The 19468-nt window shown below is 63.3% G+C and carries 16 protein-coding genes and 1 tRNA gene; 5 read left to right on the top strand and 12 right to left on the bottom strand.

The features are described 5' to 3' along the window. Positions 1–74: 74 nt before the first annotated feature. On the top strand, positions 75–788 hold the full coding sequence (locus JQ587_RS14835; protein ID WP_212425754.1) for a TetR/AcrR family transcriptional regulator: 714 nt from the start codon (positions 75–77) through the stop codon (positions 786–788). Here the strand turns inward: JQ587_RS14835 and JQ587_RS14830 are convergent. Continuing rightward, a complete protein-coding gene (locus tag JQ587_RS14830) occupies positions 743–1102 on the bottom strand; it encodes a DUF1428 domain-containing protein (protein ID WP_212299226.1) in 360 nt (119 codons plus the stop codon). The genes JQ587_RS14835 and JQ587_RS14830 overlap by 46 nt on opposite strands. A 286-nt stretch (positions 1103–1388) precedes the next feature. Between JQ587_RS14830 and JQ587_RS14825 the strand changes: the two genes are divergently transcribed. Then, positions 1389–1462, top strand: a tRNA-Gln gene (locus JQ587_RS14825). 202 nt (positions 1463–1664) lie between these two features. Here JQ587_RS14825 and JQ587_RS14820 read toward each other — a convergent pair. Both JQ587_RS14820 and JQ587_RS14815 read right to left on the bottom strand, forming a co-directional pair. Then, entirely contained in the window at positions 1665–2795 is a 1131-nt protein-coding gene (locus tag JQ587_RS14820; RefSeq protein WP_212425753.1) for a sterol desaturase family protein, read from the bottom strand. A gap of 276 nt (positions 2796–3071) precedes the next feature. Further along, a complete protein-coding gene (locus tag JQ587_RS14815) occupies positions 3072–7292 on the bottom strand; it encodes a M10 family metallopeptidase (protein WP_249154321.1) in 4221 nt (1406 codons plus the stop codon). Positions 7293–7533: 241 nt separating this feature from the next. On the opposite strand from JQ587_RS14815, the gene JQ587_RS14810 reads away from it, so the two are divergent. Next, positions 7534–8277: an outer membrane protein gene (locus JQ587_RS14810; RefSeq protein ID WP_212425751.1), complete on the top strand. Its 744-nt coding sequence runs from the start codon at positions 7534–7536 to the stop codon at positions 8275–8277. 55 nt (positions 8278–8332) lie between these two features. On the opposite strand, the gene JQ587_RS14805 is transcribed toward JQ587_RS14810, so the two are convergent. Genes JQ587_RS14805 through JQ587_RS14780 form a run of 6 tightly spaced genes read right to left on the bottom strand, consistent with a single transcriptional unit; the run spans position 8333 to position 15038 of the window. After that, on the bottom strand, positions 8333–9304 hold the full coding sequence (locus JQ587_RS14805; RefSeq protein ID WP_212299222.1) for a Bug family tripartite tricarboxylate transporter substrate binding protein: 972 nt from the start codon (positions 9302–9304) through the stop codon (positions 8333–8335). Positions 9305–9364: 60 nt separating this feature from the next. Next, a complete protein-coding gene (locus JQ587_RS14800; RefSeq protein WP_249154320.1) occupies positions 9365–10495 on the bottom strand; it encodes an iron-containing alcohol dehydrogenase in 1131 nt (376 codons plus the stop codon). Between the two features lie 13 nt (positions 10496–10508). Next, on the bottom strand, positions 10509–11546 hold the full coding sequence (gene pdxA, locus JQ587_RS14795; protein WP_212425749.1) for a 4-hydroxythreonine-4-phosphate dehydrogenase PdxA: 1038 nt from the start codon (positions 11544–11546) through the stop codon (positions 10509–10511). Continuing rightward, positions 11543–12649, bottom strand: a complete 1107-nt coding sequence (locus JQ587_RS14790; RefSeq protein ID WP_212299809.1) for a four-carbon acid sugar kinase family protein — start codon at positions 12647–12649, stop codon at positions 11543–11545. Before JQ587_RS14790 ends, pdxA begins: the two co-directional genes overlap by 4 nt. 2 nt (positions 12650–12651) lie before the next feature. Further along, positions 12652–14091 (bottom strand): FAD-binding oxidoreductase, encoded by a 1440-nt coding sequence (locus tag JQ587_RS14785; protein WP_212299219.1) that lies wholly within the window; start codon positions 14089–14091, stop codon positions 12652–12654. A 26-nt stretch (positions 14092–14117) separates the two neighbouring features. Next, on the bottom strand, positions 14118–15038 hold the full coding sequence (locus tag JQ587_RS14780) for a dihydrodipicolinate synthase family protein (RefSeq protein ID WP_249154341.1): 921 nt from the start codon (positions 15036–15038) through the stop codon (positions 14118–14120). Between the two features lie 138 nt (positions 15039–15176). Between JQ587_RS14780 and JQ587_RS14775 the strand changes: the two genes are divergently transcribed. Further along, positions 15177–16025, top strand: a complete 849-nt coding sequence (locus tag JQ587_RS14775; RefSeq protein ID WP_212299218.1) for an IclR family transcriptional regulator — start codon at positions 15177–15179, stop codon at positions 16023–16025. Positions 16026–16051: 26 nt separating this feature from the next. On the opposite strand, the gene JQ587_RS14770 is transcribed toward JQ587_RS14775, so the two are convergent. The 3 genes from JQ587_RS14770 to JQ587_RS14760 all read right to left on the bottom strand — a co-directional run bounded on the left by JQ587_RS14770 (position 16052) and on the right by JQ587_RS14760 (position 17925). Next, the gene (locus tag JQ587_RS14770) at positions 16052–16255 is read right to left on the bottom strand and encodes a hypothetical protein (RefSeq protein ID WP_212299217.1); all 204 of its coding nucleotides are present in this window, start codon (positions 16253–16255) and stop codon (positions 16052–16054) included. A gap of 118 nt (positions 16256–16373) precedes the next feature. Next, a complete protein-coding gene (rnz, locus tag JQ587_RS14765; protein ID WP_212425748.1) occupies positions 16374–17279 on the bottom strand; it encodes a ribonuclease Z in 906 nt (301 codons plus the stop codon). A 43-nt stretch (positions 17280–17322) separates the two neighbouring features. Then, a complete protein-coding gene (locus JQ587_RS14760; RefSeq protein ID WP_212299215.1) occupies positions 17323–17925 on the bottom strand; it encodes a TetR/AcrR family transcriptional regulator in 603 nt (200 codons plus the stop codon). Positions 17926–18124: 199 nt separating this feature from the next. Here JQ587_RS14760 and JQ587_RS14755 point away from each other — a divergent pair, with 199 nt between their 5' ends. Further along, the gene (locus JQ587_RS14755) at positions 18125–19366 is read left to right on the top strand and encodes an efflux RND transporter periplasmic adaptor subunit (RefSeq protein ID WP_212299214.1); all 1242 of its coding nucleotides are present in this window, start codon (positions 18125–18127) and stop codon (positions 19364–19366) included. Positions 19367–19468 lie beyond the last annotated feature (102 nt).

The raw sequence follows: 19468 nt of genomic DNA, 5'->3' as shown, positions 1-19468 counted from the left end.
CCGGCCGGTGCGGTTGACCCGCGGCTCGTCCCGTCTTAGATTATAATCCGAATTATGATTATGATTTAGGACGGATGCAAGCACGAACGCGGCCATCTTCCGAGGAGCCCGGCTCTCGCGATTTCGACCTGCCTGGCGTCGCACCGTCTCGCCAAAAGCGCAGCCGCGAAACGACGCTGGCGCTGCTGCGCGCCGGCGCCGACATGCTGCGCACCCGCAGCCTCGCCGAGCTTTCGATCGAGACGCTCTGCGCTGAAGTGAGCGTCACCGTCGGCGCCTTCTACAGCCGCTTCGAGAGCAAGGAGGCCTATTTCAACGCGCTGATGGCGCTGGCCGCGCGCGATGGCGAGCAACGGCTGGGCGAGATCAGGCGCCCCTCACCCGAGACAAATCTTGACCAGTTCTGCCACATCCTCGTCAGCGGCATCATCGCCTGGATGCGCCACCACGAGGGCGTACTGCGCGCAGCGCTGCAGCATGATGACACTCGTCCGGACAAATGGACGCCGTTCAAGGCTCTGGCCAAGGCGACCACGATGCACGCCACCCCTCTCCTGCTGCCCGCGATGGGCAAGGGGCGCACAGCCGCCAAGACCCGCGCCATCGCATTCGGCTTGCAAGTCGTGCTCGGCACGCTGGTGAACGCGATCCTCAACGATCCCGGCCCGCTGTCGCTTCGGTCGAAAGAGATGGAGACGAGGCTTGCCTTCTGCCTGTCACTGTTGCTCCAGGCGGAGATTGGTCAGTCCACCTCGCTCGCCCGCAGCAGCATCGTGAAGCCGCCGTAGATCATGCGCTTGCCGTCGAACGGCATGTCGGAGCTCTTGAGCCTCGGATCGGCCATCACCTTGGCGTTGACGGCATCGCGGCTCGCCCGATCGCGGTAGACGATCCAGGAGAACACCACGACCTCATCCTCGTTGGCCATCACCGCACGCGGAAACGAGGTGAGTACGCCATGAGGAACGTCGTCGCCGATGCATTCGACATAGTCGAGCGCGCCATGCTCCATCCACACCACGCAAGCCGTTCGCGCCAGCGCCTTGTAAGGCTCGATCTTGTCCTTCGCCACGGCAAGCACGAAACCATCGATATAGGGCATCACGGATCTCCTCGGGTTGTGTGTCCAAGGACGATCCACGGGGCCCTTGACGATATCCGGCTGAGGCAAACCGTCGCGAGCGGTGGCGGGGCGAACAGCAGGAACCGGCGATCCCACGGCCGAGGCACCTCATGTGGATCGCAAAAGGCAGGTGCACCGCAGCGCTTGCCAGCCCCCAGCCGAGCGGGTAGAAACCCTCCACGCCTGAGCCGTGATTTGCGCAAGAAGCGCTGCCGGCCGCAGTCGGACAAATCAGTAAGATATTGAATTTGTTCGACTATTCCGGTGGGGAATGGTGTAACGGTAGCACAACAGACTCTGACTCTGTTTGTCTTGGTTCGAATCCAGGTTCCCCAGCCAGCCCAATCCGGTCGTATTCTCAGCTACTCAGACCGACCAGCGCGAGCCCGCGGTCCGCATCTTCCCGAAATTGCTCGGCGGACACTTCTACACCGGAATTGCCGGTGAGCGCGCGTCACCGGCGTCGTTCCGCCTCACCCGATGTTTCTCGGTGAGTGGACGCGCTGCCATTCTCATGCTGGCAACAGCGGAACGCGCCTCTTCACGGGTCCCGATGTTCGAGGAATTCCTTCACCGGCCCGACAAAGGGGTGCAGGAACTGGCCGAGCATGCCGCCCGGGATCGGCTTCACGGTGCCGTATTTGACCGGCCAGCGGTCTTTGGGCAGGTGCCAGGTTCTGCCCAGCATATCGAACAGCGGCGTGTGTGCCGCGTAGTTCTTGTCGATGGCCTCGGCGTCTGACGCGTGGTGCCAGTGATGGAATTGTGGCGTGACGATCACGTAGCGCAGCCAGCCGACATCCATCTTGATGTTTGAATGGATCAGCACCGATTGCACAGAGATGAAAATGAGATAGGCGAAGATCGTGTCCTGCGGGAAGCCGAGCAGGACGATAGGCACCAGCACCAGGGCGCGCGTTGCCAATGGCTCGAAGAAATGGAGGCGCGATCCCGAGAGCCAGTCCATGTGTTCGGGCGAATGATGCACCGCATGGATTCGCCACAACCACGGCACCTCGTGATAGGCGCGGTGGGAGATGTATTCGACTGCATCGGCCGCCAGGATCACCAGCACGAAGCGGATGATCGCCGGCAGGGCCACGACATGCGCTTGCAGTGACGGGCTGATCGCCCAGGCGAAATAGTCATGGGCAAAATGCGTCGACACCACCAGGAAGATGCCGATCAGCAGATGGTTGACGCCGAAATAGGCGAGATCGAGCCTCCAGCCGGGGCTGAGCGGCCCTTGCTCCGGCCGCACCCGTGGGAAGATCCACTCGAGCAGCACGAAGGCCGCGCCGGTGAAGAATAGATCGAGCACCAGCCAGTCGAGGCCGAGATAGACGCGCGGCTGGAGAAAGTCCGGTGTCGGCACGTAGGGCCCGCCAAGCAGCGTGGCGAGGAAAAGCGCGCTGAGGCCGATCGTAGCGCTCACCCGCGGGCCGCCAAGCACGATCCCGATGACGCCGAGCCAGGCACCGACGACCATGGCGATCGCGAGAGTGAGGCGGAGCAGCTCGACGTCGTAATGGACGCGCAGTTCAGGCGTCGTGAGAAAGGCGGGGTAGCGCAGGCATAGCACCGCAGCGACGCTGAGCACGCCGATCGCGGCGCAGAGAGAACTGCCGATGCGCCCCTCGCCGATGCGCGGCCTCGAACTTTCTTGAGCCATCAATGGTCTCCCAACAATGATTCTGGAGCGCGTCAGCATAGCCAAGAACGCCCTGCCCGTATGCCCACAGCAACCGGTCAAGCGCGAATCTGTTTAAAACGTCCTTAACCTTAGGATTATCCGGGACGACGCAGATCGTTCGATAAGTATCCAAGAACTCCAGCCATGCTCCTCTGGCTCCGCCAACTGGCTGAAACCAGCCTGCTCCGTGTCGGTAGGCTCTGTCGAAGCCGTCGCGGAGCGCGGCCGTCCTGCCCGCGACCTTCGTCCACTCCCTTACAACAACCAATGGAAGTCGTGCCCGATACCGACAGCCAAGGCGTTGCTTGTGTCTTGATCTACGCTTGTCGAAACAGTTTGCTGCGCGGCAAGCGGCGCCGCGCTCGCTACGGTGTTGACATGAAAATTGCTGTAGAAGCCTCCGCCGGAATAGTCCTGGCCGTCAAAGACCTTCACATAGAGATCATCCGAGCTCCCACCGCTGCCAGCGACGAACGTCGTCTGGGCGAGTTGCGCCGCGGTGATGGCGTAGCCAGTGCCTGATGGCACCACCGTGCCATTGACCACGAAATGGCCGCTGCTGGCGGCCGGCGAGTTGTCGTAGAGGTAGTAGGTCAGCGTATCGTTGTCGGCATCGCTCGCACTGAACAGGCTCGACGCCGCAAACGTCTGCCCAGCGGTTGCGGTGACGTTCGCAGACGGGATCGTCAGCATCGGCGCGTGGTTGGCGACGCTGATATGGAAATTGCTGTAGAACCCGCCGCCGGAATAGTCCTGGCCGTCATAGACCTTCACATAGAGATCGTCGACGCTTCCGCCGCCGCCAGCGACGAACGTCGTCTGGGCGAGCTGCGCTGCGGTCACGGCATAGCCGGTACCGGATGGCACCACTGTGCCGTTGACCACGAAGTGGCCGCTGCTGGCGGCCGGCGAGTTATCGTAGAGATAATAGGTCAACGTGTCATTGTCCGCGTCGGTCGCGCTGAACAGGCTCGACGCAGCGATCACCTGCCCTGCGGTGGCAGCAACGTTGGCTGACGGGATGGTCAGCACCGGCGCATGGTTGGGCGCCACATTGACGTGGAAATTGCTGTAGAAGCCGCCGCCGGAATAGTCCTGGCCGTCATAGACCTTCACATAGAGATCATCCGAGCTGCCGCCGGCGCCGGCAACGAACGTCGTCTGCGCGAGCTGCGCCGCGGTGACGGCATAGCCGGTGCCCGACGGGACCACCGTGCCGTTGACCACGAAGTGACCGCTGCTGGCGGCCGGTGAGTTGTCGTAGAGGTAGTAGGTCAGCGTGTCATTGTCCGCGTCGGTCGCGCTGAACAAGCTCGACACGGCGATCACCTGCCCTGCGGTGGCGGCAACGTTCGCTGACGGGATCGCCAGCACCGGCGCATGGTTCGGCGCGACGTTAACGTGGAAATTGCTGTAAAAACCGCCGCCGGAATAGTCGTGGCCGTCGTAGACCTTCACATAGAGATCATCGACGCTTCCGCCGGCGCCGGCGACGAACGTCGTCTGGGCGAGCTGCGCCGCGGTGATGGCGTAGCCGGTGCCTGATGGCACCACGGTGCCGTTGACCACGAAGTGGCCACTGCTGGCAGCCGGTGAGTTGTCATAGAGATAGTAGGTGAGCGTGTCGTTGTCGGCGTCAGTCGCGCTGAACAGGCTCGATGCGGCGATCACCTGCCCTGCAGTTGCGGTGACGTTCGCAGACGGGATCGCCAGCACCGGCGCGTGGTTGGCGACGCTGATATGGAAATTGCTGTAGAACCCGCCACCGGAATAGTCCTGGCCGTCATAGACCTTCACATAGAGATCATCCGAGCTCCCGCCCGCGCCGGCGACGAACGTCGTCTGGGCGAGCTGTGCGGCTGTAACGGCGTAGCCAGTGCCCGACGGGACCACCGTGCCGTTGACCACGAAATGGCCGCTGCTGGCGGCCGGTGAGTTGTCGTAGAGGTAGTAGGTCAGCGTATCGTTGTCGGCGTCGGTCGCGCTGAACAGGCTCGACGTAGCGATCACCTGCCCTGCGGTGGCGGCAACGTTGGCTGACGGGATGGTCAGCACCGGCGCATGGTTCGGCGCGACGCTGACGTGAAAATTGCTGTAGAATCCGCCACCGGAATAGTCATGGCCGTCATAGACCTTCACGTAGAGATCATCGACGCTTCCGCCCGCGCCGGCGACGAAGGTGGTCTGGGCGAGCTGCGCCGCAGTGACGGCGTAGCCGGTGCCGGACGGCACCGCGGTGCCGTTGACCACGAAGTGGCCGCTGCTGGCAGCCGGTGAGTTATCATAGAGGTAGTAGGTCAGCGTGTCGTTGTCGGCATCGCTCGCGCTGAACAGGCTCGACACGGCGATCACCTGCCCCGCGGTCGCGGCGACATTCGTGGACGGGATCGTCAGCACCGGCGCGTGGTTGGCGACGCTGATGTGAAAATTGCTGTAGAACCCGCCGCCGGAATAGTCCTGGCCGTCGTAGACCTTCACATAGAGATCGTCGACGCTTCCACCGGCACCGGCAACGAAGGTGGTCTGGGAGAGCTGCGCCGCGGTGACGGCATAGCCGGCACCGGATGGCACCACCGTGCCGTTGACCACGAAGTGGCCGCTGCTGGCAGCCGGTGAGTTATCATAGAGGTAGTAGGTCAGCGTGTCATTGTCCGCGTCAGTCGCACTGAACAGGCTCGACGCGGCGATCACCTGCCCTGCAGTTGCGGCGACGTTCGTGGACGGGATCGTCAGCACCGGTGCGTGGTTGGGCGCCACGCTGACGTGGAAACTGCTGTAGAAGCCGCCGCCGGAATAATCCTGGCCGTCAAAGACCTTCACATAGAGATCGTCAACGCTTCCGCCGGCGCCGGCAACGAACGTCGTCTGGGCGAGCTGTGCCGCAGTGACGGCATAGCCGGTGCCTGACGGGACCACCTTGCCGTTGACCACGAAGTAGCCGCTGCTGGCGGCCGGCGAGTTGTCGTAGAGATAGTAGGTCAGGGTATCGTTGTCGGCATCGCTCGCACTGAGCAGGCTCGACATGGCAATCACCTGCCCGGCGGTGGCGGTGACGTTCGTGGACGGAATCGTCAGCACCGGCGCGTGGTTGGGCGTAACACCAACGAGGTCGGCTGCCGTGATCGTCAGCTTGCCGATGAGGTCGATGGCAAAATCCGCGACGCCGTCGCCGTTGGTGTCGCCCTGGAGGACCGTGACGCCCCGCGTGCCATCATAATAAAAGTTGAGCTCGCCGGCCCTGCCGTCAAAGGCCGAGACGCCAATGAAGTGAAAGGAGTCGCTTGCCGCCGTGCCGGGGATGGCGTCCATGGACGACAGGTCGATAAGATCAACGCCGGGAGCAAAGTCAGTGATCTGATCATGCTGGCCGACCGCTGGCGAGCTATCGCCGGCCGCAAAGACGAAGGTGTCGGCTCCGTCGCCACCCGTCATGACGTCGACACCGGTGCCGCCGACAAGGGTGTCATTGCCGCCGCCGCCGGAGAGCGTGTCGTTCCCGGCGCCGCCATTCAGGACATTGGCGATGGCGTTTCCGATGATCGTGTCGTTGCCGGAGCCGCCGATCGCATTGTCGATGTAGGAACGCACGTCGCCGTTATAAAGATAGGCGTTGTAGACATTGCCCGACGCGTAATGGCCGTCGCCAAGATAGGCCAGCTGCGCGGTCGAGAACACCGACGACGCACCGGGATTGAGATTGATGGTCAGGTCAGTCGTGTAATTCGACAGGTCGTAGGTATCGACGCCGTTACCGTCCCAGATGGCCTCAAAGATACGGTTGGCCGAGCCGCCGGTACCGTCACCCGGCGCAAGCTGTCCGACGCCGTTGATGAACTCCTGCCCGGTCGTCGGACTCCAGGTGTAGACGGTGTTGCCGCTCTGCGTGTTGTAGTTCGCGCCATACATCGTCTGCAGCGCGAGGATATCGTTGGCCATATAGGTCTGAGGATATCCGTAGTCTTCGTTGCTATAGCTGCCCGTGACGGCACCGCCTGGGTAACTGCGATAGCTCATGACAGTATATTCGAGACTATCGTGGTTCGTCGGCACCGTTACGTCTGCAACGCCGCCGGCGTCCTGACTGTGTTTCAAGCCAAAGGAGTGACCGAGTTCGTGAAAAGCGTCGGCAAAATAGTAATTTCCCGGTGCAGCCTGCGAAAAATCATACGCGGTGCCGAACCAAGCATCTCCGCCCTCGGCGTATACGGGGTCCGGCAGGTAGGCCCACGAGGTCGGATTCACCACCGACGTCTGCGCGACCATAATGTCCGCGCCATCAGTTCCGGCGAACTGCACGACCAGATTCGTGTAGCTCATCACCAGGGCTACAGCGTAGCTTACCGCAGTTTGCAATGCGGCTGGGATCGCCGAGAAATAGGGATCCGTGGTTTCACCATAACCGTAATCGGCAGGAAAATCTGATGGGGAATCCGGAAAGCTGTAGGTGACGAGACCGGACCAAGCCGTACCTCCCAACAGGCCATCAATATCTTGATTGCCCGTCGCGGCGACAGACACAACACTCGCCATAATCCAAAACCCCAATGCCTTGAAAGGTAGCAATCAAAGGCAATCGGCTTTCGATCCAGTTAAGTGGCTTTCCGACACGGTGGGAGCCGACAGCCCAGGTGCGGCTCAAACGGTTTTGCCGTCAAATTAACCGAGGATTAACCATAATTGCCCGAATGCGTATGGGAGGTTACGGCGGGGCATTGGGATGATTCGACCAGCACGATTGTTTCGCGCGACGGTTCTTACGGGAATGATATCGTTCCTTGTCGCGCCTGCCCTCGCGGCAGACCCTCCCATCGACCCCGTTCCGGCACCCAAGAGACCATATCCAACGTTCGGAGTAGCTCCAGCGTTTACCTGGACAGGGTTCTACCTAGGCTACAATCTGGGAGCCGCATGGAATTCCCAGAAGACAGTCACCACCTTCAGCAGCCCCTGGAACACGACAAACATCGGCTTTATCGGTGGACTTCAGGCGGGCTTCAATTATCAGATCAACTCCATCGTGCTCGGTGCTGAGATCGACGGCGACTGGATGAGCGCAAGCCCCTCCTCATCGAGTCCCTCTACTCCGGGACCGCCCGGTCTGACCAAAACAACCGGACAGTTCAATTGGGCATCAAGTGTCGGACTGCGCTTTGGTTATGCAGCCAACACGACGCTGTTTTACGGCAAAGTGGGCTACGGTTGGGTCACTCAGACGCTCGCCATCAACTCGCCGCTGGCGCTGGATACCACGACCACTTTCGTTTCCAACACCAACGGCGGCGGACTGTATGGCGGCGGCGTAGAGTTTGCGTTTCCGGGAACGCAGTGGACGGCAAAGGCCGAATACAACTACATCACGCTATCTCAGCAGAAGTTCGTCGTGAGCTCTCCCAACACGGTCATCGTCACTCCAACGCTGCAGACTTTGAAGCTTGGAATGAACTATCGGTTCGCGATGTAAATTCGGCTGGCCGCCGAAATGAAGCTGACCAGCCCAGCCCTCAGGTACACGCTCTCTACTCCAACTTGATATTCGCGGCCTCGATCACCTTCTTCCACCGCTCGGTCTCGGAGGCGATGTAGGCTGCGAACGGCTCGGAATCGACCGCGACTGCGGTGGCGCCGAGCTCGGCCATCTTCTGCACTGTCTCCGGCTGTTGCATGAAGGCGCGGATCTCGGCGGAGAGCTTTTCGACGATCGGCTTCGGCGTGCCCGCGGGCACGAAGAAGCCGTGCCACGCCACCGCCTCGAAGCCGGGCAGGAATTCGGCGACAGCCGGCACTTCCGGATCGAATGCAGCGCGCTTCGGCGTTGCGGTTGCAAGCATCGCGAGCTGGCCGGTCTTCACCTGCGGCAGCAAGAGCGGCACGTTGTCGAAGGCCAGATCAATCTGGCCGCTGAGCAGATCGGTCAGCATCTGGCTCGAGCCCTTGTAGGGCACGTGCACCATCTTGGTGCCGGTCATCTGCTGAAACAGCTCGCCGGCGAGATGCTGCGAGGTGCCGACGCCAGCCGAACCGAACGAAACCTTGTCCGGATTCGCCTTCAGATAGGCGATCAGCTCCGGCACGGTCCGCGCCTTGATCTTGTTGGGATTGACGACGAGCACGTTCGGCACGACGCTGATCTGGGCAACCGGCACCAGATCCCTATCCGGCTGGTAGCTGAGCTTCGGCCCGTACAGCGACGGATTGATCGCAAGCGCCGATGTACTGGCCAGTCCAAGCGTGATGCCATCGGGTGCCGACTTTGCGAGCCGCGTCACGCCGAGGATCGAGCCGGCGCCGCCGACATTCTCGACCACGAACGGCTTGCCGAGCTTCATCTGCAAATGGTTGGAGACCATGCGCGCAAAGATGTCCGCGGTGCCGCCAGCGGCGAACGGCACAATCACCGTCACCTGCTTGGACGGATAGCCGTCCTGCGCCTGCGCCGGCGACATCGCCAGCAGAATTGCCGAGGCAAGGCCAAGCCACATCGATCTCATCGAAGTTTCCTCTATTTTCAGCGTCGTTGTTGAGATGCCGCGAGCGCGCGGCAGAGATTATTAGAACGCGACCTCGTACATGCTCAGGATCGCATCCCGGCTCAAATCGCGCGGATTGTTGTCGAGCAGGCGGCGAATAGCGTGCGCCTCGTCCGCCATCACGCCGAGATCAGTCTTGGGCACGCCAAGGGCCGAGAGCCGCATCTCGACGCCGAGATTCTTGCAGAATGCGTAGGTCGCATCGAATGCATGTTTCGGATCGGTCTGCTCCGGCAATCCGAGCGCCGCCAGCACCGCGACCGTCTTCGCTTCGACCGCCGGCATGTTGAACGCCAGCGTGTGCGGGAAGATCATCGCGCAGGCGAGACCGTGGGCAATATGGTGACGCGTGCCGAGCGGATACGCCACGGCGTGACCGGCGGTGGTGTTCACCGGCCCCAGACAGTAGCCGCCATAGAGCGAGGCGAGTGAAAGACCGGCGCGGGCCTCGCGATCACCGCCATCGGCGACCGCGCGCTTGAGGTAGCGCCCGACCAGCCGCGCGCCCTCGAGAGCATAGAGATCGATGGTCGGATGCGCCTTGCGGCTGGTGTAGGCCTCGACGCAATGCGCTAGCGCATCGACGCCGGTGGCGGCCGTAATTTCCTTCGGCACGGTCATCGTCAGATCAGGATCGACGATGGCGATATCGGCCAGCATGAATCGGCTCTGCACCGCCTGCTTGTTCTGGCTGACGGGATCGGTGACCAATGCGCGGGTGCCGGCCTCGCTACCGGTGCCCGAGGTGGTCGGGATCTGCATCAGCGCGACACTGCGGCCGGCGACCTTTTCCGGCCCGACGATGTCGGCGAAGGCGACGTCACCCGTACACATCACCGCAACCAGCTTGGCAAGATCCATCGCGCTGCCGCCGCCGAAACCGACCACGAGATCGGGCTTGGCATCTTTCGCCATCGCCACCGCTTGCTCGAGATTGGGCAGGTCCGGCTCCGGCTTCACTTCGCCGAACACCTTCACCGCACCCGGCAGCGCCAGCGTGTCAACGCGGCGCGCATTGAAGGGATCGGAAATCACCAGCGGCCGCTTGGCATCGATCCGCTCGGCGAAACGCGCGGCGGCACCGATTGTACCGTTGCCAAATTCCAGGATGGTGGGGCGGAGGATTTCGATGGGCGTGAAGGCGTTGGTCATCGTGGGCTCGATCTCAAGACTTGGAAGCGGTGCTGCCTGCGGCCAGCCGCTCGGCATAGTCGATGGCCTCGATCAGGCTGTGCTCGTTGGCGATGCCTTTGCCAGCGATATCGAAGGCGGTGCCGTGATCGACTGAGGTGCGGATGATCGGCAGGCCCAGCGTGATGTTGACGCCGGAGAGCTCCTGCCAGCGGCCCGTGGCGGGATCGACCTGGAAGCCGAGCAGCTTGACCGGGATGTGCCCTTGGTCGTGATACATCGCAACCGCCGCATCGAACTGGCCGGCGCGCAGCTTGACGAAGATGGTGTCGCCGGGCACGGGACCGACGACGTCGAGGCCGTCGGCGACGGCCTTGGCAATCGTCGGCGCGGAGACGTCGATATCCTGCCGGCCGAACAGACCGCCCTCGCCGGCATGCGGGTTCAGCGCAGCGATCGCGATCTTGGGCTTCGCGATTCCGAGCCGGTGCAGCGCGTCGTTGGTGAGATTGATCACCATGCGCAGCCGCTCCGGTGTCAGACGCTTCGGCACGTCTTCCAGCGCCACGTGGGTGGAGACATGGCTGACGCGCATGTTGCCGTGGGCCAGCAGCATCACGGAGCCGCGCACGCCGGTGAGATGCGCGAGCATCTCGGTGTGACCCGGGAAATGATAGCCGGCCTTGTTGAGGGCTTCCTTGTTGAGCGGCGCCGTGACGATGGCTCCGGTTCGGCCGGCCTGGGTCAGCCGGACGCCCTGCTCGATCGCTTTGTAGGCAAAGCGGCCGCCATCGGCGCTGAGCACGCCGGGCTTGATCGGATCGCCTTCGGCGTCGGCCTGCAGGTAACAGAGGTTAGGCCAGTCGCGATCGTCGGCCGTGACTTGCGGAATCGCGACGCGCGCGCCGAGCGCGGTCTTTGCGCCGTCCAGCGCCGCACCACTGCCAATGATCAGCAGGCGCAGATCGCCGCTTGCGATCCGGTCCTTCAGGCCAACGCAGGCCTTGACGATGATCTCCGGACCGATCCCGGCGGGATCACCCATGGTAACGGCAAGGTGACGAGAGGTCATGTTGGACTCTCCATGTTGAGCAGATGATTGTCCCGCAGCAGATCGCGCCACAATTCGCGCGCACCGAACGCTCCGGATTTCGAGATGACATCGACGCCGGTCCACCGCCCGCCTTGCAGCACCGAGCGCGGCAGCCCCGGAACGATGCGCCCTGTCACCTGGAGCGCATGCGCGCCGACGGCAAGGCATACGGCCTTCAGCGTCTCGCCGCCAGCAACGATCAGGGTTCCGGGCGGATCAAGCGCCGCGATCAGCGTTGTCAATTCGTGCGCGATGCGCTGTGCCGCCTCTGAACGCGAAAGGCCCTCGGGAAGCGCGAATTTCACCATGGCCACGCCGGCGTCGATCAGCTTGCGCTGAACGACCGCGCTGCCCTGCCCCTCGGCCAATGCGATGGTGGCTTCGCCACATGCCGCGAGTTGGGAAGCGGTCGTCGCCTGATCGGAGCCGAACAAGCCCAGCACTGGTCGCTTCAGCGTCAAAGGCGTCGTGGAACCATGATTGCGGGCAAGCGCGCCGGCCAAACCACCACTGCCGCACCAGAGCACGGGCCCGGGCATCCGCCGGGCCATTTCGACGACCCGGTCGAGATCGAGGTCACTCTCGGCATCGAAGACCTGAACACCGCCTTGCAGCAAGGTGTCGGCGCTGCCCCGCTGTGCGCCGATGTCTTCTTGTCTCAACTGATCCAGCAGATTGTCGCCGACGCGATGCCAGTCGCCTTGCACGGTGCGTGCATATTGCTGGGCATCCACGGTGCGGCGCCCCTGATAGTCGAACGCAGGCGCGACCACGCATGACGCCCAGTGGCCAGAAGCCAGGCAGGCGCCGAGCTCGGCCGCCCAGGCGCCGCGGAGCAGGCTGTCGACCTTCTTGTAAGCGATCGTGCCGTCACGAAGCAGCGGCGCCAGCCGCCCGACTATATCTACGCTGTCCGCCTTCGAACGCTCCCTCGTGCCGCTGTCGATCGCAAGGCTCGACGAGACTGAAGCTGCGGGTGCATCCGCCCAGATGACGTCGAACGGTCCGCACAGGCCGACGAACTCCGCCGCGGTGTCGAGCGCGCCGGTGAGATCGTCGGCAAGCAGGCGGACGCGTGTCATCGTCATGCCTCTCCCGCGCCAAAGATCTTGCCGGGATTCATCAGGCCGTACGGATCGAGCAATTGCTTGATGCTGCGCATCAGCTCGATGTCGAGCGGATCGGCGACGCGGGCAAGCCGGCCACGATTGGTGATGCCGATGCCATGCTCGGCGCTGATCGCCCCGCCCTGCGCCGCGGTCTCGTCATCGACGATCTCGTTAATTTGCGCCACCAGCGCGGCCGTCGCGGTCGGATCCTGGCAACGCGCACGATCGATCAGCGCGATGACGTGGATGTTGCCGTCGCCGATATGACCATGCATCACGACGGTCGCATGCGGCACGGCCGCCTTGATCCGGGCCTCGACATTGGTGACGAACGCCGCCTGGCGCTCCAGCGGCACCACGCTGTCATGCGAGACTACATAGCCGCTGCGCTTGTTGCCCTCGGATACGCTATGCCTGACGGCCCAGATCGCCTTTGCCTGCGCGAGGTTCGAGGCCAGGATCGCGTCTTCAGCGAGTCCGGCTTCCATGGCGTCCGCAAGCACCGCCGCCAGCGGCTCGTTGAGGTCGACGCCCGCGAGCGCGTCGGTCAGCTCGACGATCAGATACCATGGTGTCGTCAGCGCGAAGGGAATGGCGACGTGCGGCACGGTCGCGGCAATTGCCTCGATCTGGGACCGGGACATGATCTCGAGGCTGCCAAGCCGGTCGCCGACAGCGCCGCGCAGGCGTGCCATGATCTCGAGCGCCTGCTCGACACCCTGCAATTTCAGAAGCGCCAGCGCAGAACTGCGCGGTGGCGCAAACAGTTTCAGCACCGCGGCGGTGACGATGCCGAGCGTACCTTCCGCGCCGATGAAGAGTTGTTTGAGTGCATAACCCGTATTGTCCTTGCGCAGCGCGCGCAGGCCGTTGAACACCCGCCCGTCCGGCAACACGACCTCCAGCCCAAGCACGAGATCCCGCGTCGGCCCGTAGCGCAGCACGGCAGTGCCGCCAGCATTGGTCGAGATGTTTCCGCCGATCTGGCAAGAGCCCTCGGCGCCGAGGCTCAGGGGAAAATAGCGATCGACATCGCGGGCCGCACTCTGGACGTCGGCGAGGATGCAGCCAGCTTCCACCGTGACGGTGTTGGCGAGCGGACTGATGTCGCGTACGGCGCGCATACGGTCCAGCCGGATCACGACATTGCCGGCGCGATCATCCGGCGTCGCGGCCCCGCACATGCCGGTGTTGCCGCCCTGCGGCACGATCGCGAACCGCTTCTCGGCGCAATATCTGACGACGGACGAAACCTCCGCGGTCGAGCCGGGCTTCACTACCGCAACGGCGCGGCCGTGATAGCGTCCGCGCCAGTCCACCACATAGGGCTCCTGATCAGATCCGGGCGCAATGACGTGCTTGTCGCCGACGATGGCGGCGAGCCCGGTCAATGCATCCCGGAAAGTGTCGGACATCGGACGCCTCGTCGTCTGCCTCGGTCTTAAGCGGCCGTCGCAACTGCCGCGGCAGTCGCCAGCAGCTCTTTCCGTTGAGCGGCTGGCAAAGTCTCCAGCGGCGGACGCAGCCGCTCCCAACCGGCGTGACCTGTGCGCTCGGCGACCAAGGCCTTCAACGACGGCATCTGCGCGAAGCGCGAGACCAGCTCACGCGCCTTCACAATGCGCGCCTGCGCAGCCGCGAGCTTTGCGTCGTCGTCGCTGTCGCGGAAATGCTTGAAGACATAGGCGAGATCGCGCGCGACGAGGTTCGAGGTCGCGGTGATGCAGCCGCCACCGCCCTTGCGCAGCAGCGGCAGCAGCAGCGGATCGGCGCCGGTCAGCACGGAGAAGCCCGGGAACCGCTCGACCATCGCGGTCATGTTGGCGAAGTCGCCGGAAGAGTCCTTGATGCCGACAATGGTCGATGGATAGGCCTTGCGCAGCCGCTCGATCAGCGCATGCGAGATCGGCTGCATCGACATCTGCGGGATGTGATAGAGCACGATCTTGAGCTTGGCATCGCCGATGCGCTGGATGATCTCGCTATAGGCAGCATAGATGCCGTCATCGCTGACATTCTTGTAGTAGAACGGCGGCAGCATCACCACGGTCTCGACACCGACCGACAGCGCGTGGCGCGTCAACGCGATCGTCTCGGTGAACGCAACGACACCCGTACCGGGCAGCAGCTGGTTCGGCTTGATGCCGCCGGCGACCACGGCCTCCAGCAACGCCGTGCGCTCGGCGACCGAGAAGGAGTTCGCCTCCCCCGTCGTGCCCAGCATCGCGATGGCGTCGCAGCCTTCGTCCAGCAGATAGCTGCAATGCGCGATGAAGCGCGCGTGATCGGGCGCGAGCTCGGTGTCGAGCGGCGTCAACGCGGCGCAGAACACGCCATGTGGGTGCAAGGACTGGGGGTGCAGCGATGATGTCGACAAAGCTTCCTCCGATCGTCAGATCGATGTTGTTCGGAATGCGAACATTTGTTATAATCTGCTCCGTTGGTAAAAGCAGGCTGTCGCCGCGTCAAGGGCTGCGGCTGCCAGGGCAGGACATTCAGCATGGCCAAGGTCGAAAAGAAGGCCGCAAAGCGCCTATCGGAAGCTACCCCGAAAAACCCCAGGGATAAAAATCCGAAGAATTATGTCGCCTCGGTCGGCAAGGCCTTTGCCGTGCTCAAGAGTTTCACCAGCGAGGCGTTCGAACTGACACTGAGCGAAGTTGCCGCACGCGCCGATCTCGATCGCGGGACGGCGTTCCGGCTGATCCAGACCCTGATCGAACTCGGCTATCTCCAGGCGGTGCCGCAGAGCCGCCGGTTCCGCCTCGGTGTTGCCTGCCTCGACCTCGGCTACACGGTGCTGTCGCATGGGTCATTGCGCACCATTGTCGAACCCCTGTTGCGCGACCTCGTGCCTGAGGTCGGCGATGCAGCCTCGCTCGGTATCCTCGATGGCGGCGACGTGATTTACCTCGCGCGCGTCGGCGCCGGCCTCGACCGCCACAAGATGGATCGTCGGCCGGGCACGCGCATCCCCGCCTACAGCGCCGCACTTGGCCATGCCATGCTGGCGCATCTGGCGCGCGACGAGCAGATCCAACGACTGGAGTCGCGGCCCCGCGTCAAGCTGTCGGAACGAACGCTGACCGATCTCGACGCCCTGCTCACCCGGCTCGACCAGGTGAAGAAGAAGGGCCATGCCGTCTCCGACGGCGAAAACGCTTACGGCCTGCGCACGCTGGCGACGCCGATCCTTGACGCGCACGGGTCCGTGATCGCTGGGCTGAGCATCACTGTAGATGCGATGCGCATGGACATGCCGACCTTTCGCGACCAGGCGATGCCAAGGCTGATGCAACTGACGAACACGGTGCAGGAGCTCGCGATCAAGTCTGGCCTGTCGGGCTGAGCGTGCCGTCCGCCGATGCCCGGCGGTTATTCCGGAACGAGCGTCGCAAGTCCGGCTTCTATAATGGTGATTTCCTCGTTGACCTGCGCGATGGCCTGCTTCGGGTCGACGCCGGTGACCGCCACCAGCTGCCGCAGCAAGTCCTGCCGATGTGCCAAAATATCCTCCAGCGCATCGCGATCCTTCAGTTTCACATAACCTTCGACGATCAATTCAACGGAAAGAGACATAGTACTCTCAATACAAAGCCGATTTCTGATCTACGGAAAATATCGCGCCAAGGCACGGCTGCGGGAACGAAGTCGCATAAACCTTGACAGGTAAGATTAATGGCCGTGCGCGCATTTCCTAAACAGCGATACGATCGAAGTCTGCGGCGATCCGGACGCTCGGGAAGATGCCTGCCGCCTCGGCCAAAATCTCGTCGTCCTCATAGCGGCCCGAGAGATGAGTCAGCACGAGCTGCCGGACGTTGCTCGCGGCCGCGAAGGTGGCCGCCTCTGCCGCGGTGAGATGGCCGTAGTCTCGCGCCGTCGGCGCATCCCGATTCAGGAATGTCGCCTCGATCACCAGCAGGTCCGCATCGGCGACGTGTTTTGACAACCCCTCCGTAGCCTCGGTGTCGCCGATCACGACCAGCTTCCTGCCGCCACTCGGCGGACCCAGAACATCCTCCGGATCAATCGTCCGTCGGCCCTCGATCGTGACTGGCCGCCCCGCGGCCAGCTCGCCGCGGATCGGACCATCCGGCACACCGAGCGCGGACAGGCGATCAGACAACAGGTGGCGGCGCGCCGGGCTTTGGAAAACGAAGCCAAAACTGTCGGTGTCGCGGTGACGGACCGGAAAACAGTCGATGGTGAAGTCGCCGGCATCGACGACCTGCCTTTCAGAGAGCGGCGCGAACTCTATCGCAATCGGCGCCCGGCCCGCGCCCCACAGGCCTGCGAGCATGCGCATGACGATGTCGAGCGTGCCTGGTCCGCCATGGATGGTCATCGCGTCGGTGGTCTGCCGCAATCCCAATGTCGAGAACAGTCCGGGGATGCCGAGCACGTGATCGAGATGACCATGCGTCAGGAGGATGCGATCAAGCCGCCGAAAGCCGGCGCCACTTCGCAACAGCTGGCGCTGCGTGCCCTCGCCGCAATCGATAAGCATGCGATGGCCCGCGGCCTCCAGGAGAAGCGCCGGATGATTGCGCTCCGCGGATGGAACGCTGGCCGAGGTGCCTAGAAATGTGAGGGCGAACATTGCGTACTCTTATGCGAGGTCAGGGGGATCCTCTTTGGGAACCTTACCTGCGCTCCGACTGCGCCTCGACTGCCTGCACAGCCACGCTCGCCACTTGCCGCAGCGCTTCGCGATCCGAGCCTGAAGACGCCATCACACCCATGCCGACCGACACCGCCGAGACGTAGCGCGCGAGCGCGGCGGGATCGGAGCTCGTCGTGAGATCGCCTTCCGCCTTGGCGCGGACAAAACGGTCGCGAAGCTGGTCCTCGTTTTGGGCGCGGCGGGCGGCGAGTTCGAAGGGTACGTTTTCGGAGCCGGTGCCGCAGGCGATGCCGCCTTGTACGAGCAGGCAGCCGGGCGGGTTGGCGGGGTCGGTCTGCTTTTCGGCAATGCCCATCAGCATCCGCTCGGCGACGTCGCGGGCGGTGGGCGCGGCCACCACCTCGTCCATCCAGGCGCCGCGCAGCTTGGTGTAGCGGTCGAGCGCGGCCTTGAGCAGGCCCTCCTTGTTGCCGAAGCAGGCGTAGAGGCTCGGCGGGTTGATGCCCATGGCCTCCGTGAGCTGGGCAATCGTGGCGCCCTCATAGCCATGGCGCCAAAACACTTCCATCGCCTGATCCAACGCGACATCGGCGTCGAATTCGCGGGGGCGTCCCATGCCCATGTGCCTGTTCTCCTCGGAATTCGCGTTTGCTGGAGGCAAACGCCAAATCCTATCTATTTGTTCTAGCTTTATTTTCCTGCCGTCTTTCAATTCTTGCGGTATGCGGCTACAATTTTCTTTGTGAATGATACATAAGTATCTTGCACTGCGACATCCAGCTCCACATTTGTAGTGAACACTACATATATGGAGCGCGCAAATGCACCCCTCCCAAAATACCCTCCGCACCGGCCGTATTCGCCGCCTTCTCGGCGGCGTCGCTGTCGTGGGCGCCCTCGCGGTAGCAGGCTCGATCGCGACCGGCCATTATTTCCATTCGGCTCAGGCGACCGCAACGGCGGCCGCGGCTGAGCAAGCCGTTTCGGTGACGGTTGCAACGATCGAACCAAAGCAGACCGTGCTGTGGGATGATTTCTCCGGCCGGCTCGAGGCCATCCAGCGCGTCGAGCTTCGCCCTCGTGTCGGCGGGGCAATCCTGGCGACCAATTTCACCGAGGGCGCGCTGGTGAAGGCCGGCGATCTCTTGTTCAAGATCGATCCGGCGCCTTATGCGGCCGAGGTCGACAAGGCTGCCGCCCAGCTCGAGGCTGCGAAGGCACGCGTGGTGTTCACCCAGAGCGAACTCGAACGCGGCGCGCAGCTGGTCGGCAATGCCGTGGTCACGCGGCGCGACTATGACCAGCGCGATAATGCCAACCGCGAAGCGATCGCCAATGTGAAGGCGGCCGAAGCGACGCTGCAGACCGCAAAGCTCAATCTCGACTACACCGAGGTGCGCGCTCCCGTGGACGGCCGCGTCGGCAAGTTCGAGATCACCGTCGGCAATCTCGTCGCCGCCGGCACCGCCTCCCCGGTGCTGAGCTCGCTGGTCTCGGTCAATCCGATCTACGCCTCGTTCGATGCGGACGAAGAGGTCGTGTTGCGAGCACTGAACTCGATCGCGGACGCCTCCGGCAAGCGAGGCAAGCTCGACCAGATCCCGGTGGAGATGGCGACGTCAGGCGGTCTCTCGGCCAAGGGCCACATCCAGCTCATCGACAACCAGGTCAACGGCCAGAGCGGCACCATTCGCGTGCGCGCGGTATTCCCAAACGAGGACGGGCGTCTGATCCCCGGCCAGTTCGCCCGCGTCCGCATGGGCCAGCCGAAGCAGCAGACACTGGTGATGATCGACGAGCGCGCGATCGGCACCGACCAGGACAAGAAGTTTGTCATGGCTGTTAGCGACGACAGCCGCGCGGTCTACCAGCCGATCACGCTCGGCGGTGCGGTCGATGGCTTGCGGATCGTCACTGCGGGCCTGAAGCCTGGCGACCGCATCGTCGTCAACGGTCTGCAGCGCGTGCGCCCCGGCGCTCTCCTCAAGACGGAGATCGCGGCCATGGGGGCACGCGGGCAGCAGGCCTCCAACCGCAGCAACCAGGACGTGGTGCAACGTTAGGTCCGTCATTCAGGGGCGCGCATAGCGCGAACCCGGAATCTCGAAGTCGCAGAACTAAAGACATCACCTCGGGATTCCGGGTTCGCGGGCTCTGCCCGCACC

Origin of the sequence: Bradyrhizobium manausense, from assembly GCF_018130615.1 — a bacterium.
Classification (GTDB): Bacteria; Pseudomonadota; Alphaproteobacteria; order Rhizobiales; family Xanthobacteraceae; genus Bradyrhizobium; species Bradyrhizobium manausense_A.
This window is presented reverse-complemented; position numbering and strand designations above follow the sequence as displayed.